Annotated in this window: 16 protein-coding genes and 1 pseudogene; 1 reads left to right on the forward strand and 16 read right to left on the reverse strand. The window is 64.5% G+C overall.

Features of this window, described 5'->3' with window-relative positions; translation table 11 throughout:
- Positions 1 to 123: 123 nt before the first annotated feature.
- Entirely contained in the window at positions 124 to 1008 is an 885-nt protein-coding gene (locus tag QUE79_RS23305; protein WP_286346879.1) for a hypothetical protein, read from the forward strand.
- Between the two features lie 334 nt (positions 1009 to 1342).
- On the opposite strand, the gene QUE79_RS23310 is transcribed toward QUE79_RS23305, so the two are convergent.
- The 16 genes and pseudogenes from QUE79_RS23310 to QUE79_RS23380 form a co-directional block, all read right to left on the reverse strand.
- Positions 1343 to 2503, reverse strand: a complete 1161-nt coding sequence (locus tag QUE79_RS23310; protein WP_286346880.1) for a site-specific integrase — start codon at positions 2501 to 2503, stop codon at positions 1343 to 1345.
- Between the two features lie 303 nt (positions 2504 to 2806).
- Complete coding sequence (locus QUE79_RS23315; protein ID WP_286343508.1) at positions 2807 to 3160, reverse strand: helix-turn-helix domain-containing protein; 354 nt, start codon at positions 3158 to 3160, stop codon at positions 2807 to 2809.
- A complete protein-coding gene (locus tag QUE79_RS23320) occupies positions 3153 to 4280 on the reverse strand; it encodes a tyrosine-type recombinase/integrase (protein WP_286343507.1) in 1128 nt (375 codons plus the stop codon). The genes QUE79_RS23315 and QUE79_RS23320 overlap by 8 nt, the downstream gene beginning before the upstream one ends.
- Positions 4281 to 4604: 324 nt before the next feature.
- Positions 4605 to 6122 (reverse strand): hypothetical protein, encoded by a 1518-nt coding sequence (locus QUE79_RS23325; RefSeq protein WP_286346881.1) that lies wholly within the window; start codon positions 6120 to 6122, stop codon positions 4605 to 4607.
- 237 nt (positions 6123 to 6359) lie between these two features.
- A complete protein-coding gene (locus QUE79_RS23330) occupies positions 6360 to 7253 on the reverse strand; it encodes a type IV pilin protein (protein WP_286346882.1) in 894 nt (297 codons plus the stop codon).
- Positions 7254 to 7352: 99 nt separating this feature from the next.
- Positions 7353 to 8126 carry an NUDIX hydrolase gene (locus QUE79_RS23335; RefSeq protein ID WP_286346883.1) on the reverse strand — a complete coding sequence of 258 codons (774 nt, stop codon included), beginning with the start codon at positions 8124 to 8126 and terminating at the stop codon, positions 7353 to 7355.
- Positions 8123 to 9079, reverse strand: a complete 957-nt coding sequence (locus QUE79_RS23340; protein WP_286346884.1) for an A1S_2505 family phage non-structural protein — start codon at positions 9077 to 9079, stop codon at positions 8123 to 8125. The genes QUE79_RS23335 and QUE79_RS23340 overlap by 4 nt, the downstream gene beginning before the upstream one ends.
- Before the next feature lie 91 nt (positions 9080 to 9170).
- A complete protein-coding gene (locus tag QUE79_RS23345) occupies positions 9171 to 10577 on the reverse strand; it encodes a hypothetical protein (protein WP_350271764.1) in 1407 nt (468 codons plus the stop codon).
- Positions 10553 to 10687, reverse strand: a pseudogene (locus tag QUE79_RS26030) (hypothetical protein); the annotation flags it as partial. The pseudogene QUE79_RS26030 and the gene QUE79_RS23345, both read right to left, overlap by 25 nt.
- Before the next feature lie 14 nt (positions 10688 to 10701).
- Entirely contained in the window at positions 10702 to 11586 is an 885-nt protein-coding gene (locus QUE79_RS23350; protein ID WP_286346885.1) for a ribose-phosphate diphosphokinase, read from the reverse strand.
- 126 nt (positions 11587 to 11712) lie between these two features.
- Positions 11713 to 12186, reverse strand: coding sequence for a hypothetical protein (locus tag QUE79_RS23355; RefSeq protein ID WP_286346886.1), 474 nt, complete (start codon positions 12184 to 12186; stop codon positions 11713 to 11715).
- On the reverse strand, positions 12183 to 12797 hold the full coding sequence (locus tag QUE79_RS23360) for a hypothetical protein (RefSeq protein ID WP_286346887.1): 615 nt from the start codon (positions 12795 to 12797) through the stop codon (positions 12183 to 12185). Before QUE79_RS23360 ends, QUE79_RS23355 begins: the two co-directional genes overlap by 4 nt.
- Positions 12798 to 12949: 152 nt before the next feature.
- Positions 12950 to 13252 (reverse strand): hypothetical protein, encoded by a 303-nt coding sequence (locus QUE79_RS23365; RefSeq protein WP_286346888.1) that lies wholly within the window; start codon positions 13250 to 13252, stop codon positions 12950 to 12952.
- Positions 13249 to 13491 carry a hypothetical protein gene (locus QUE79_RS23370; protein ID WP_286346889.1) on the reverse strand — a complete coding sequence of 81 codons (243 nt, stop codon included), beginning with the start codon at positions 13489 to 13491 and terminating at the stop codon, positions 13249 to 13251. The genes QUE79_RS23365 and QUE79_RS23370 overlap by 4 nt, the downstream gene beginning before the upstream one ends.
- Positions 13488 to 13769 (reverse strand): DUF7455 domain-containing protein, encoded by a 282-nt coding sequence (locus tag QUE79_RS23375; protein ID WP_286346890.1) that lies wholly within the window; start codon positions 13767 to 13769, stop codon positions 13488 to 13490. Before QUE79_RS23375 ends, QUE79_RS23370 begins: the two co-directional genes overlap by 4 nt.
- Complete coding sequence (locus QUE79_RS23380) at positions 13766 to 14344, reverse strand: hypothetical protein (RefSeq protein WP_286346891.1); 579 nt, start codon at positions 14342 to 14344, stop codon at positions 13766 to 13768. Before QUE79_RS23380 ends, QUE79_RS23375 begins: the two co-directional genes overlap by 4 nt.
- Positions 14345 to 14639: the final 295 nt, after the last annotated feature.

Below are 14639 nucleotides of genomic sequence, written 5' to 3' on the forward strand. Positions count from 1 at the left end.
TAAGGATGCAGCACCTAGAACTCTTCAAGAGGCCCACGACGGGCTAGCTCGGTACATTGCCGACCAGAACACTTTCAGCCTGTACTGGGGTCGCCGACTGGCTGTCGTCGACGGATTGCCAGGGTGGGAATTGTACGCGAAGAGGAAGACGCAGCGGACATGGAACCGCTGTCGATCACGGTCAACATGTTGTTCGGCCGTGAGGATGCGGAACTGGCAAAACTGACGAAAGATGTGTTCGGCTACGGACGGGGCACGCGTCTCGACTTGCCGGAGCAGAACGTCCATTCACTGGTCTATGACGGGCCGGCCGACTGGTTTTCGGGGACGGAGAGCGGCTATGCAGTCTCGGTAATCCCCGTTCGTGACGCTCACCAAGGTGAACCAGCCCGCATCGACTCATACGCCGCTGACGGCACGCACCTTGGCGGGCTTACTGGCACGAGCACCGATGTGGGGAACGGCACGGAAGGCGGCTTTATCGAGGTGTCCTTCGAAGAAGTCCTTTCAATGTTCTGGCGCTTCCCACGAGACAGCCTTTCTGGTTCCACAGACATGACCTTTGATGCTGTGGGACGGTCCGGCGTGGCCGTCAACCGGGTAGTTCGCTTTATGGACACCCTTCCTCGGGCTCAACGACTCCGGCTCACCCTGAGTGGAAAGTCGGTCAGCGCGGCGCTCCCACAGGGGGCAGACCTAAGAGCGGCTGACCCAAAATTGAGCGAGTATGCCGAGGACTTGTCTGTGATCGAGAAGTTGGGCGATGTGACCTTCGCTTTTCCGCAGGAGTTGCCTGAGGCTGCGGAGCGTATTTGGACGCGGATCGCACGGATGCTGCTGGAAGGAAAATGCGCCCTCATCCCTAACTATTCTTCGATGAAAGCCACTCTCAGCGGCTCAATGGACGAGGGCCTGATGGTCTTGCTGGACGCGGGAGGTGCCATCTTAAACCGGAGCGTTTCCGGGGAGAAGGTTCAGGCGTCAACGTGCTGGACAATCCAGTCTTAATACCCGAACCAAACATTTTTCACCCAAGGATGAAAATCGCGGATGCCGACGAGGTGCGAAGGCGACTCTTGGGCGGCACGGCAAAGGGCATGAATATCAGACTGGAGCCCATGGATGGAACCCCGTTCCGGATCTATAGTTCTGAACTTCTAAAAAATGACCTTGTCGTTCCGGAGCCATGGTCAATCACCGGGATACCCGAGCATAGGGATCTTGCCCGTATTCGGCTGGAAGCGGGACTCAGCTGAGAGCCGACCGAGCCTTGGTGTCGGGATGAGGGAGAGATTCAAATAGGCAGCGCGAGGAAATCCACAAGCCTGCATGAATCAAGCCCTCAATCTGGCTGGTCTTCACTGCGAATCGACGCGACATAGCGGGCGTAGGCGGAGGCGGAGTCTTTTGCGTGAGCCTCAATGGTTTGCGGCCGATAGCCGAGTGCGTCGGCGATCACAGGGATCGGGCCGAGTTTGGAGAGTTCGTGGAGGGTACCAAGGCGCGCGGCGCGTGCGCTGAAGTATTGCTTTAGCCGGTTCCGCATGTGACTCGGGTTGACGTGATAGCCGGGCTTGGTCCCGGGGAAGACCCAAGAGCTATGCGGGTGGGCCGCGGTCTGCATGTTCGGCGAGTGGGCCGCAAGCTGCCGCCATGGCTCGTCGAGGGGAGCCGGGAGGTCGATGTCGAACCCGCCCATGCGAATTGTGACGAGACCGTCTTCGATGCGCACCCGGTCCCAGGTAAGGGTCACGATGTCTCGAACCTGCTGGCCGAAGACGAGGACGAGCGTCGCCGCTATTCGCTCACGGGGCGCCAGCTCGTCGGTATGGACGACGCGTTCAAGGGCGGCTCCTTGAGCCGAAGCATCCAGTCGCTCGGCCGTGCCACGCCGGTGCGGTGCAATTGTCAAGTCGGGCTTTACGAGACGGGTCTTGATAGCCCAACGAAGGAATCGATTGGCGATCTTTCGTGTCGAAGGTCCAGTGTTAATCCACTCGTCGAGATGCGCTTGACGGACGTCCGCGAAGAGCACTCCCTCATGATGTAGCCAGTTAAGAAAGTCGATGGCAACCGTGACGGTCTGCTTCGAGCGAAGGAATGTGCCGATCGTCACCTCGTCCATCTGCTGCATGCGCCGTAGGTGCTGCCACCGGACGTAGCGGACCACGATAGCTTTATCCGGCGCGTGGACGAGTCGCTCGACGGCTTCGTTGGACCACGCGGTGTAGCGGACGAGATAGTCGTCGCGGGTGACGATGATTCCGTGCTCGACAAGGAGGCCGCGGACGTATTCGCGCGTCTTCGTTTTTGGGAGGGCATCAAGGCTCTCCTGAGTGATCGTGTCTGAGGTGGCGAGGGTGCGGAGGAATGCCTGAACGTGATCCTGTCTAATCCAGGTGAGCCCGCTGTTTGCCCTCTTCATCCCTTTGAGTGCCGTCGCCAGGGGGACAAGCGCGGGGGAGATTGTGCCGGTCGACGGGTTCGTCAGGGCGGAATCCACGGCTTCACGGAGTGTGCAGTTCCAGCACCGTCCACCTGAATAGAGTTCGTCCTCGGTTCCGCATGAGACGCAGTCGATGTTGAGCTTTACACCGCTGCATGCTCGGCACGCCGGCTGCCCCCAACCATGCCAGGAAGGACCCCCTCGTGCCCACAGGCGCAGACCCCACGGGTGCGCTTGGCTTTCATGTAGCAGTTGACGCAGACGCTCCCTTCAGTCCCGAAAAAAGCTGCCAGGGCCCGATGCTCATGACAGCGCGCGCAGGCAAGCGGAAAGCGCTCCGGGTCCTCGGGCTGCTTTGGCCTACTCATCGTCTTCGACGCGGCTCAGACGCACCCGGTGCGTTAGCGGCTGTCCCGGCGTGGAAGTCAAATCCTCGACGTCCTTTGGCGCGTTGGCGGTCGCGGCGGCCCGCATCTCGACAAATGGTTCGAAGAGGTCATTGGGCGTGCAGTCGAAGATGTCGCAGAGTACCGCGAAAGTGCGTGCGGGAATGCGCTCGGGGGAGCCGGTGACGAGTCGATAAATCTGACTTTCGGAGAGGTTCACGCCCCTCGATTTTAGCAGCGGCATGAGGTCGGTGGACTTCCAGAGGTTGTGCTGGGCCATGACGGCACGGAGTTTCCAATGGAAGCCGATTCGGCGGATTTCAGGCATGGGCAGTCTCCGTCTTGGCTGGAACGCGTGCAGCAATCATTTCCTGGACCGCTCTCTGTTTGAAGTTGTCGGACACCGAGGTGTAGAGACTCGTGGTGGAGGCGTAGGCGTGCCCGACCTGCTGCTGAACGAACAGCGGGTCATATTTCGCCTCCAGCAGGTGCGTGACGTAGGAGTGCCGGAGGCAATGAAGGCCGAGATCTTCGGGTAGGCCGACGGCGCGTCGAGCTGCGGTGAACGCGTCGCCTAATGTGCCGAGGGAGATGCGGTTACCCCGCTCACTCGGCCAAAGGGCGAGCGATCCGTCGGCGTGAGAGAAACGTCCGCGGCGTTCTGAGCTGATCCACTTGTCGGCTAGCTCGACCACCCAGTCGAACTCGGGGACAGTCAGTACCGTTCGGCGTCGTGGACCCGATCCCTTGACCCCTTTGGCCCAACGCACGGTGAGGGCGCCGAACATGCCGTAATCGGGGACGTATGGATTGGGTCCGAAATCGACAGTGTCGAGCATGGTGAGTTCCCGACGTCTAAGGCCGTAGGCATAGCAGATCTTGAATGCATTGGAGTCACGGAGCAAGTTCGGCCAGCGCTTGGACCCACGGGCATATTCACTGTCTGCGAGGTCGTCAACATAGTCGAAGATGAGCTGAAGCTCCGGCTTAGTAAAAGCTCGTTTGCCTGTCGGAACAGCATCGTCGGCCGAGTGGTGCGGGCTGTTCCACTCGAACACGATTTGTGAAGGAATTGAGTCGAATGTCCGTTCGCAAAAGGCCACCCAGCCGTAGGCCGGATTAGACACATAAGAGCAGAACATCGCGATCGTATTCGAGTCGGTGCGGAGGGTTGTGGGCTTGATCGGCCGCTCACCGGACAGTCGCTCGGCCGCGAACTCGTTGATATCGCCTGGACCCCACATCCACGGGTAATCATTGGTAAACGACTGGAACCGCCTGAGCAAGCTCACGCGATCCTTGATCGTTGACACCTGATTGCCACGAGCCAGCATCTCCGACGTCCAACCATCAACCATCGCCTCGAATACGCGGTCTTCGGCGCGAAACAACGCGATAGAAGGATCAAGCAAGACCTTCGGGACAAAGCCCGGAAATTCGCCATCCATCCGGTTCTCCAATCGTGGTTTCCTGCATCTAATGCAGGAAACCTACGCCTATGCGGATCTGACGGCAAGAGAAGCGTCCCTGATAGTTATTCACTGGGAGCCGAATACGGCACCGACCTGGCTTTTTGTTGTCCTGGTCGTTGAGCGGGAGTTCCTGCATTAGATGCAATTCCCGACACTTGTGCGCCGATAATGTACCTTATGTCAAGTAATAACTATAAGTCCAAAATACCACTTCCCAACCAAGCTAATGATTGTGGATGGCCAACGCAAGGCAGAGGCCCCGATCCGAAGATCGAGGCCTCTGTTTAGATGGGCTGGAGGCTACAGGGTGCCGAAGACGAATCGGTTCGTGTTGCCGCCCTGGGAGGCGATCCAGGTGTGGCCGTCGCCGGAGATGGCGATGTCGTACGTCTGGGCCCAACCTCCAGCGCTGCCTGCAACCTGACCCTTGACGTTCTGCCAGGTCGAGCCGGAGTCGAAGGAGACGGTGATGGTCTCACCCGAGTTCTCGGAGCCGCTGATCATCGTGTGACCGTTGCCGGAGACTGCGACGTGATCCAGGTTGGACGAACCGGAGCCCGTCGTCTGACGCCACGATGAGCCGCCGTCCGTGCTCACGAAGAGGGCGCCAGCGTAGTTCCCATCGTGGCCGAGGGCGGTGATGGTGCTTCCGTCGCGGGACATCGTGACCTGCGTCAGAGTGAACTTGCCGACGGAGGCCGCGGGCATCGTGGTGACGTTGAGCGAGACGTTGAACGTCTTGCCGCCGTCCGTCGACAATTCGATGAGGGCGCCGTTGAAGAAGACGATTTTCGATCCGTCGACATTCGTTGCTGGGTTGAAGCTGCCGTAGTTGCCCGAGACGCCGGTCGGGGCGCTGGTGACGGTCGGGGTGGCTGCGGCGAGGTTGGTCACCTTGTAGAGCGTCGAGTTCCAGATGCCGTAGACGATCGAGCCATCTCCGGAGAGGGCGTACGAAGTGACGGCGCCCGCGGGGAGCGGGAGGGTCTTGATGGTGGTGCCGCCGTCGATGGAGTACAGCATCTGGCCACCGTTGGTGCGGAAGACGAGAACCTTGCCGCCTTCGCTCTGCTGGAGGGTGCTGTAGCCGCTCTTGTCGTACGCGCTGGCTGCCGCGACCGTCGTGCCCCAGGCGAGCGTTCCGTCGGATGCGAAGGTCGGCGACGAAGGGCGCTTGACGTTCGACTGCGTCCAGAGAAGCGTCGATCCCTTGGTACCGAAGTCGAGCGAGTTGGTGGAGGTGCTGGAAGCGGCGAGCGAGTGCGACCCAGCCGTGTTGGCCCCGGCGGTTCCGTCAGGCGCCAGGCTGTCGTCGATGACAACGGCGGGTGCGCTCGGCGTCGAGGTAGGCGTCGGCGTGCCCGTCGGCGTCGCGGTCGGAGTGCTGTCGGCGGGCGCCCCGATAACCGAGCCGTCCTTGCCGATGAGGTTGATTCCCTGGGTGAGCTTGGGCATGGTTGCCGTGAGCTGCGAGAGGTACACCGCCTTGATGTCGGTCTTGGTGCTGGAAGCGGTGATCGCGTAGCCGCCGCTGCCCACGTCCGCGACGGCGAGGGGCTGGTCGGTCGTGGTCGAGAGCTTGACCGTGGCGACGGCGGCCGTGATGAGAGCGATCTCGTCGGTCGGCGCGGCGGCGGTGAGATGAATGCCGCTATCCCCCTCGCCTCCTGAGTGCTTCGAGACCGCGCCAATGAGGGCGGATTCTGCCGCGAGGGAGGCGTTGTGGACGTCGTTCTGGAGGTTCGAGACGACGGCCTTCTGCCGATACTGATTGAACTGCGGGATCGCAGCAAGGATCAGAAGGGCCGCGATCGCCATGTAAGCGAGGAGTTCGATGAACGAGAACCCCTATCGCGTCGCTGACGAAGGAGGGTGGTGATCATGTCGCTCCAGAGCTAGAAGAAGTCTTTCCTTCGACCGTACGGAGCGGTACGGATCGCCCCCAAGGCCCTCGAATGGGGGCCTGCTCCCCTATTTCAAAAACGATGTATCGCTGCCGCGCTCCCGGGGCTCGGCGACTCACCCGAGCTTCCCGGCTGGGCACATGCCGAGCGATCAGTTGTAGTTGTAGATCAGCTTCGTGGCGTCAAGGGTGTCTCCGATGGAGGCCGAGGAGCCGTTGGTGATGCGGTAGATCGCGGCGAGGTTCTTGGTCCCGGCAGGCGGGGTCACCGCGGCCGTGACGAGCTGCCACTGCCCAGCGCGGAGAGTCACGTCAGGCGACGACTGGAAGCCGAGCCACTGCTGGTCGGCGCCTGCGAAAGCGAAGACGAGGGCGGCCGTGGTGGTGTCGTTGGACGAGCGCACCCACATGGACACGTGGACGGGCCTTCCGGGCGTGACGGGCCCGCCGGTGGGGTCGGCTGAGCCAACCTCGGTGTTGGCCACGATGCTGAATCCACGGCCGGGGGCATTGCTGGTCATCCAGGTGGCTCGCGCCGCCTTCGTCGCGCCCTCTGGCCCATTGGTCAGATCGATGAGGCTGTACGACTCGTCGCCGCCGTAGCGGGTCGGGTTGATCCCGACCGAGTCGTAGTCGCTCCACGCGTCGCCGCTCCACGTGATCGCGCTGGCGGTCGTGCAGCGTCCGGCCTGGATCGAACCTCCGTCGGAGTTGTAGCTCCATGGGGCCCCGCCATTCGGGATGGCGGTCAGGCAGAACCCGTCACTTGATGCGCTCTCGACGGAGAGGGTGATGCCCTGGGAGGCCTTGACGGAGGCGGGTAGTGTTGACGGGTAACCGGCATCCGGGTCGTAGGCGCCCTCCATGGCAGCGGCCGCGTTGTGGAGGTCGCTCTGAGCGTTCGAGACGAACGCCTTCGCTCGGTAGCTGGAGAACTGCGGAATCGCAGCGAGAATCAGGAGCGCAGCGATCGCCATGTAGGCGAGCAGCTCGATGAAGCTGAAGCCGTCGTCGAGCGGGCGGCGTGGGAGCGCGCGTGGTCGCATGTCATCCTCTGGGTGGGGTTGTCCCTCCAGATTCCTCGCGGCTACGGGGCCGACTCGACCCCCTCGTTTGCGGGTGGACGCCCCAGTTTTCGACCCTTTTTAGGCCCAACGCCAGGTTGCCTGAGGGCGGCCGCGGCCTTTCCTCGGAGCTTCGTCGTCCGCGCCGACGGGCTCGGCGGGGCCCTTCTCGAACCAGCCCGTGCGCTCCAGGCGGCGCACGCGAAGCGAGTCGGCAGGATCGGTGGGGCGAGCGCTCACGGGCAAGCGCTTGGCCTGGATCGCCTTCGTGATGCGGGCGCCCATGTCGCCGTAGATGGCTTGGATGTCGCCGAGCGTGAAGGCGTCCGGCAGTAGCGCGTTCGTCAGGTCCCGGTCGACGAGGAGCCGCTGGTCGATCAGGACGGCGACGGCGTCCACGATGCGGTCGTGGTCGAATGGAAGGCCTGTGGCGGCGAAGGGCGAGATTTTGGTCTGCTCATCGTCTCCTGGCGCGAAGTTGTCCTTGAGGACGGCGAGACGGGCGATGGAGATCGTGTCGCCTCGTGGGTCTCGCAAGTCCCCGGGGAGCCCCTCGAAGATGCCGATGTCGAACAGCCCGCCGCGCACGCTCGTTCCGCCCGCACCGATCTTGGTCCGGAGCGCGCGGTACGCGGCCTCCCTGGTGCTCTCGATCCGCTCCCCCGGCGTGCCATCGCGCATTGGGTGCGGGAGCTTTTGCCCCAGGAGCACACCAGGCAGCGCAGGCTTGCCGAGGGCAGGCTCAAACAGGCGGCGCCCGGTGAACAGCTCGACGAAGCCGCGCTTGCGGCTGTACCGGATGGGGACGACGTCGACGGCGATGAGGGGCTGCTCGGGCAGGGCGGCGGGGGTCACTTGCGCTCCAGGGGCTCGTGGCAGAAGACGCAGCAGTCTCGCGCCGGGTCGGTGTCCGTGTCGTAGACGCAGATGCCTTCGGCGACGCCGGGGCACTGCCAGGTCGTCGTGAAGTGGAGGGTCATACTCTCGGGGTGGAAGCCCTCACGACGGAGGATGGCGTGCACGTAGGCCGTCTCGGCGGCCGCCTTGGTCTCGGCGTGCATCCGGGCGCCGGAGGCGAGGTCGCGGGCGCGACGCGCTTCCGTGACGAGGCGACGCCGGAGGACTTCGATCTCATCGGGCTCCGGATCGGTGGGTCCATTCCACTCGGCGATGAGCCTGGGGAGGATGACGTTCGGCAGGCGCTCGGCGAAGAGCGGTGCCACCTCGTCGAGCCTCCAGCCGCCGATGCCGAGTCCGACCTTGGTCACGTAGAAGAACCGGCGCGGCCAGGAGCGAGCGGTCGCATACAGCAGCTCGACGTCGTCCTGGAACTGCCGGAGGGTGCCCATCGTGTTGATGGCGAAGCACTCGCCGGTGAGGCCAGACGTGGAGCCCATGCGCGCGCCGAACTTCTTCACGGCATCAGCCGCCGCGCCGCTGTAGTGGGCCCCGAAGGAGTTCGCACCGAAGACGAAGACCTCATTGCGGCCGAGGTTGCTGATGCGGTCGGGGGTGAACTCGGGGCGTGATCCGGTGGGGGCGCCGTCGACGGATGCCCGCTGCACGTAGGCAAGGCGGGCGGCGACGTCTTCGATGGCTGCGATCGCCAGCGTGCGGTCGGTGCGGGCTCCGGTCGTCGCGGGAACCGCCTTCTTCTGCGAGTAGCCGACGTCACGCCGGGCGTCGAGGTAGAGGCTGGCGAGCCAGTTGGGACCCTTGGGCGCGGTGACCCGCCAGGAGTAGCCGTCCCGGAGCGCAGGGAGCGCTGCGGTGCCGTACGGCGTCGACACGTCGACGGTGTTGTCCATGAGGCTCATTCTCTCGTGCCGGTCCCTTCAGGGTTGTGAGTGCCGGGCTGACTGGGTGCGCGTGCAGCCAGCCCGGCCGTCGGTGTGTGGCTCAGGCGGCCACGGTCTCGGTGCGAGCGGCGAGGCTCGCGGCCTGCTCGGCCAGCCGATCCCGGACGTTGCGGAAGGACTGGTATTCGATGAACTCGCCGTCGGCCCACACGGGCTGGAGCAGGCTCTGGGCTTCGGTGGCGGCGTCGACGTTCTCGTGCAGAGTCAGCTCGCCTCGGTCGCCCACCAGGACAGCAAGGCGGCCGCGTGCGCTGCGCTTACTGCCGTTGTCGGTGACGGGGTCCTTCCGCATCGGGTGGCCCTCCCCGGAGCGCAGGACCCAGGTGGCCTTGATGGCCGACCCGAAGGTGTCGCGAGTCACGTACTGGTAGGTGAACGAGCCGACACCGAAGACGACGTTGGTCGAGGCGAATCCCTTGGCAGCGAGGCGCTCGACGATGTCCTTCGCGCGCTCCACGGTGATCGAGTCGCCGTAGATGGCACCGATGTGCGGGTCGAGGACCTTGTAGCCCTGCTCGTTGACGGTCCCCCCGAACTCGTCCCACAACAGCTCGACGACACCCTTGTCCGCGGGCAGGTTCTTCTGGATGGCCGTGCCGCAGAGGATGTCGGCGGGGTCGCCAGAGTCGGGCCGGATGACGAGCTTCCCGTCGCGCGTCACGATCTCGTCGTGCAGCTCGGGCAGGACCTTCGTCAGGACAGCCCAGAGGTCGTAGGTGTCGCTGACGACGGAGACGATCCCCGACGGGTAGAGCGAGATGATGCTGCGGAACATGTCAGTCTCGTCGCCGCGCTCGGGCGTACCGGCGGTCATGACCGAGTGCTCGGTGGCCGGGACCGACTGGAGCACGATGCCGTTGTCGCCCTTGTAGAAGCGGCGCACGTAGTCGATGGTTCCGAGGCTGTCGCTGCCCTTGAAGCTGAGCAGGTGACCGGCGCCGGATGCGGCGGCACTCTCCGGCGACGAGAGGCCGCGGAACGAGAAGTCGTGGAGCTGGTAGTCGACGGCGGCGAGGTCTCCCCGGTCTTGCGCGCGGCGTCTTCGAGCAGGCCGCGGTAGCGGAGCGCCTGCGTAGCGCTCGTCGACGGGAGCCAGTACGAGGACGAGAGAGCCGTCTCGATGTAGTTGACGAGCCAGAAGAACTCGTCGACGGTGTTCTCGATCGTGAAGGTCGGCACGCCGATGGGCACCAGGGTGCCTTCGGGGACGGCGGAGAACTTCAGCGGCAGGTAGCCGAGACGGTGGAGGGCGCGGATGTGGTCCTCGCCGATCGCATTCGGCCCGACGACGCTCTCGACGTCCTCCTTGTAGAGGCGCGCGACGTCGTCCTCGTCGGCGGCGAAGAAGGGGGCGAACTTGTCGATGCAGTAGCTCTGGAGGAATGCCTGGAGGCCGAAGTGGACGACGTGATCGACACCCTCGATGCGCGAGGAGCGGTTGGTCCAGTTCGAGTAGACGCGGGTCACGCCCTTGCCGTACATCCTGCGGTGATCGAGCTTGTAGGAGTCGACGTCCATCAGGGCGGCGATGGGGGTGGCGGTGGTGATCGTGGACATGGTGGCCTTTCGGATCAGGCGACGAGGGTGACGCTGGCGGCGTCCACCTTGACGGGAAGGATGTCTGTCATGAGGAACGGCAGCAGGTTGATTACGGTCGCCTTCAGGGGCGAGACGGCCGCGGTGTCGAGGCTGTCGGTGGTGAAGACGCGGCCGTAGCGCTCGGCGAGCTGTGCGGCGCGTCCGGAGAAAACGCCGTGGCTGACGTAGAGGTCGAGGTGGTCGCGATCGAGGCCGGTGGCGTCGGCGAGGCCCATGAACGTGCCGCCACCGTCGCAGATGTCGTCGCAGACGAGGTACTTGCCGTTGGGGTTGAGGGGCTCGACGCTGAAGCCGGAGAGTTCCCCGGTGGCGGTGTCGCGGTGCTTCTCCGCGTGGAAGACGGGGAGGTGGCAGATGTCGGCGATCCGCTGGGTGCGCTCGATGGCGCCGTGGTCGGGGCAGATGATGCCGTCGTAGGCCATGTTCTCGCGGTCCTTGCCGACGATGGCCTTGCGCACGAGGCGCGCCGGTTCGACGACGACGAGGTTGTCGACGAGGCCCTCGATGACGTGGGAGTGCGTGTCGAAGGCGACCACTCGGTCGGCGTGGATCGAGTTGATCAGGTCGGCGTAGGCCTGGACGCCGAACTCGTGGGCGTGGTCCTGACGGGCGCCGATGAGGAACGGGATCACTGCGGTGACCGGGAACCCCTTGCGGTGCTGCATGTTGGCCCACATGGCGGCCTGGACATAGTCGTTCGCATCGGCGCTGCGGATATCGACGTAGTTGGGGACCTCGTTGGTTGCGCGGTCGAAGATGTGGCGCTCCCCCGAGGGGAAGGTGATGGGGGTGTCGCCTGAGATCAGGTGGAGTCCCTTGACGTGTTCCGTGGTGCTCTTCGAGTGGAAGCTGATCATGAATTGACCATATCACGAATAAAAGCCCGCCGGGCTAATAAAAAAGGAAGATGCGCTGAGGGGCCACGAATGACGCCGCCCCGAGCGCCACATGGCAGTCGGGGCGGCGTGCTGGCGATGGGATGGCTACGCCGCGGCCTTGAGGTCGGCGAGCTTCGTCGAGACGGCGCACCAGTCCGGCTTGGCACCGTGGGTCTCGTCGAAGTTCGGGATCGAGGTCGGGTACCCAGTGGGCGCGACATCCTTGGCCTTGAAGTCGTTCGCCATCGTCGCGTTGTAGTCCGCGACGATGCTGCGGTACGTCGCGGCGTACGCCTGCGCGGGGTCCTCGATCATGGTGGGCGAGTTCGATGTCGTGGCCGCGTTCACGGCGGAGCAGGCGTTGTCAGCGCTCTGCACGAGGCCCGCCCAGTCCTTCGTGATCGTCTCGGTCTGCGCCTTGACGTTCGGGGCCGAGATGACGTCGGCCTTGGCGTCGAACCAGCCGAGCCCTCGGCCGATGACGCCGAACACCAGGTAGAGCACGACGAACAGCGCGATGGCGCCCGCGACTGCCCCGACGACCTTGCCCGTGGGGAAGGCCTCGCTGTCGCCGCTCACTTCTTGATCCCATCGAGGAGCTTCTGGGCGCCCGCGGCGTCGCCTGCCTTGAGCAGGGCCTCCGCTTTCTGCGTGACGGCGTCGGCAGCCGTGTCGACCGAGGCGACCTGGATCGACTGCTTCTGGAACGACGTGAGCTGCGTCGTGCAGAACGTCTCCATGCCGGTGAAGTCGACGTACTGGCCGCCCGGAGTGAAGCCGTAGCGGTAGGGCGGCGGCGTGCCGTGGTACATGCCGTCGACGGACTTGCGCTCGACGAGGACGTTGCCGTCGGAGCTGTAGTCGACCTGCTGGTTCGGGTAGTAGCTGACGCTCGACGAGGTGAGCTTCCCGGCGATCGGAACGGTGAAGATCGGGGCGGTCGAGTTGCTCCACGTCGCGGTGCACCAGATGATGCTCGCCTTGTCGTCGTAGAGCTTCTGGGCCTTCATGTAGTTGTTGTACTCGGTGTCGCCGGTGACGTCGGGGGCCGCCCGCTGGTCCGACTTCTTGTCGAGCTTCGAGTACTGGGCGTCACGGTTGTCGGTGTCCGCGCAGCTCGATGCGGTGAGTAGGAGGGTGGCGCCGATCGCGGCGGCGATGATGCCGACGACCTTCTTACGATGCTTCATCTGGGGCCTTTGTGATCAGGGGTGCCGGGGATACGCCCGAGCCCGTGCGCACGACTGCAAGCGAGTTCTGTCCGCTGACTTAGTATAGCAGGTTGCTACTACACATCAGATCGCGATCGCCCGGTTGGGCCGAGCGCTCCGCCGGGACAGGGCTACTTCGCCAGCGGGTTGCCGTCGACAGGGTCACCGAGGTGGACAGTGACGAGACCGAAGCTGGCATCGTCGAGCCCGGTGAGCTGAGCGGCGTCACTGCACGATTCGTTGGGCAGGACGATGAGCCTTTCGTCCTGAAGTGTGAACGCCGCAAGGTGGCGGGACGGGGCTGGCGCCAGGGTGAGCGCGGCAGGGCTTGACGCGGTGATGCTGGGGATGACGACGGCGTACGTGACTGCTATCGCCGCGGCCGCCATCGACAGCGTCACGGCGGCAGCGGCTCGATGGAGGCGGATGTTCATTCGGGCGTTCGTTCGGCGTCGACCGGCGCGGAATGTCGCGCGTGCTTCGAGTCGAAATCGCAGCCGCACGTGGGGCACGCGATGACGCTGGCGGGCGTGAAGATGCCGAGAGTCGCCTCGTCGTACTGGATGGCGACGAGGCCCTCGCCGAACTCGGCGCTCAGCGCGTGCGTACGGGCCACGAGTTCCGTGATCCCGATGGGCATGGCGACGGTGTCGACGAGGGCCCCGGCGCTCACGGGAACGTGACGCCCGGGTTGATGAGCGATGCGAACGGCGCGGCCGCCTGGAGCTTCGCCAGGTGGCGACGCGTGTGGTGTCCGCAGAACAGGAGCGGATTGACGCTGGCCGAGGTCACGAGCCAGGCCGACTGTGCGGGCTGGTTGCAGGATTCGCAGCGGTCGGCGCCGGTGAGGTCCGGGATCGGCACCCCGGTGCGCGTCGGCGTCGGGATGTCGTTCATCCCGGGCTCTTTGGGGGCAGCGGGCTTGGAACGCGTGAGGGAGTTGACGGTCATGATGACGCCTTTCCTGCGATGGCGGATGGTGCATGGGTCCCGATCCACGTTCGGACGACGCCGACCATAGAGGGGCTGAGGCTGAGGTCGTTCGACGGGGCCATCAGGTAGGAGGGGCTGCGCCTGTGGCGGAGCCATTTCGTGACGGCGGCATGCGCGCCGACCTCGGAGTCGGTCCAGAGGAGCGGGCGGTTCATCGCAAGGCCCCGGGCCGCCTGGAGCTTCGCCTCGCGGGGGTCGCTGTGACTGCCGGGCTCGACGATAGGCAACCGCGGGAGCGCCAGCGCGTCAAGAAGCCTCGCCGCGTAGTCCGGCTCCCAGTCAAGGGCGCAGACGTCGAGCCCTGAGGCGAGCGCTTCGTGCACGAGCGCCGTGACGGATGGCGAGTAGAGGACCTCGGTCGACCCGGTGATTGCGTCGACGGCCACCGACTTCCAGTCGGCCCATCCGTTGCGCCCTCGTCGGCCTGCACCCGACGCTGACGTCAGGGTGTCGGTGACATCGATGAGCCATAGCGGTCGGCGTTCGACTCCAGGCAAGGCTGGATTGCCGTCCTGCGTGGTCCGGTTGTCCATGACTCTACAGTACATGTTGCAATCGATATGCGTCAAATTAGACGAGGTCGAAGAGGGATGGCCCATCCTGCACCGCCTTGGACTTTCGCGTCCTTGGCGTTGACGTTGCCGAGGGAGCCAGCGGGGCCGCTGCCGCTTTGTTCGCCGCCTTCGAGCGCTCGGATGCCTTGGCAATCGGCGCCCGCTTGGTGCTGGCCTTCTTCGGAGCGACTGCTGCTCCCCGCTTTTCGCTGTAGCGCTCCGAGTCTCACGCGGAGTCGGAGCGAGATCGGCGACTGGCTTCGCCCTCGCGGAG

It is taken from the genome of Frondihabitans sucicola (genome assembly GCF_030296615.1).
GTDB lineage: Bacteria > Actinomycetota > Actinomycetes > Actinomycetales > Microbacteriaceae > Frondihabitans > Frondihabitans sucicola.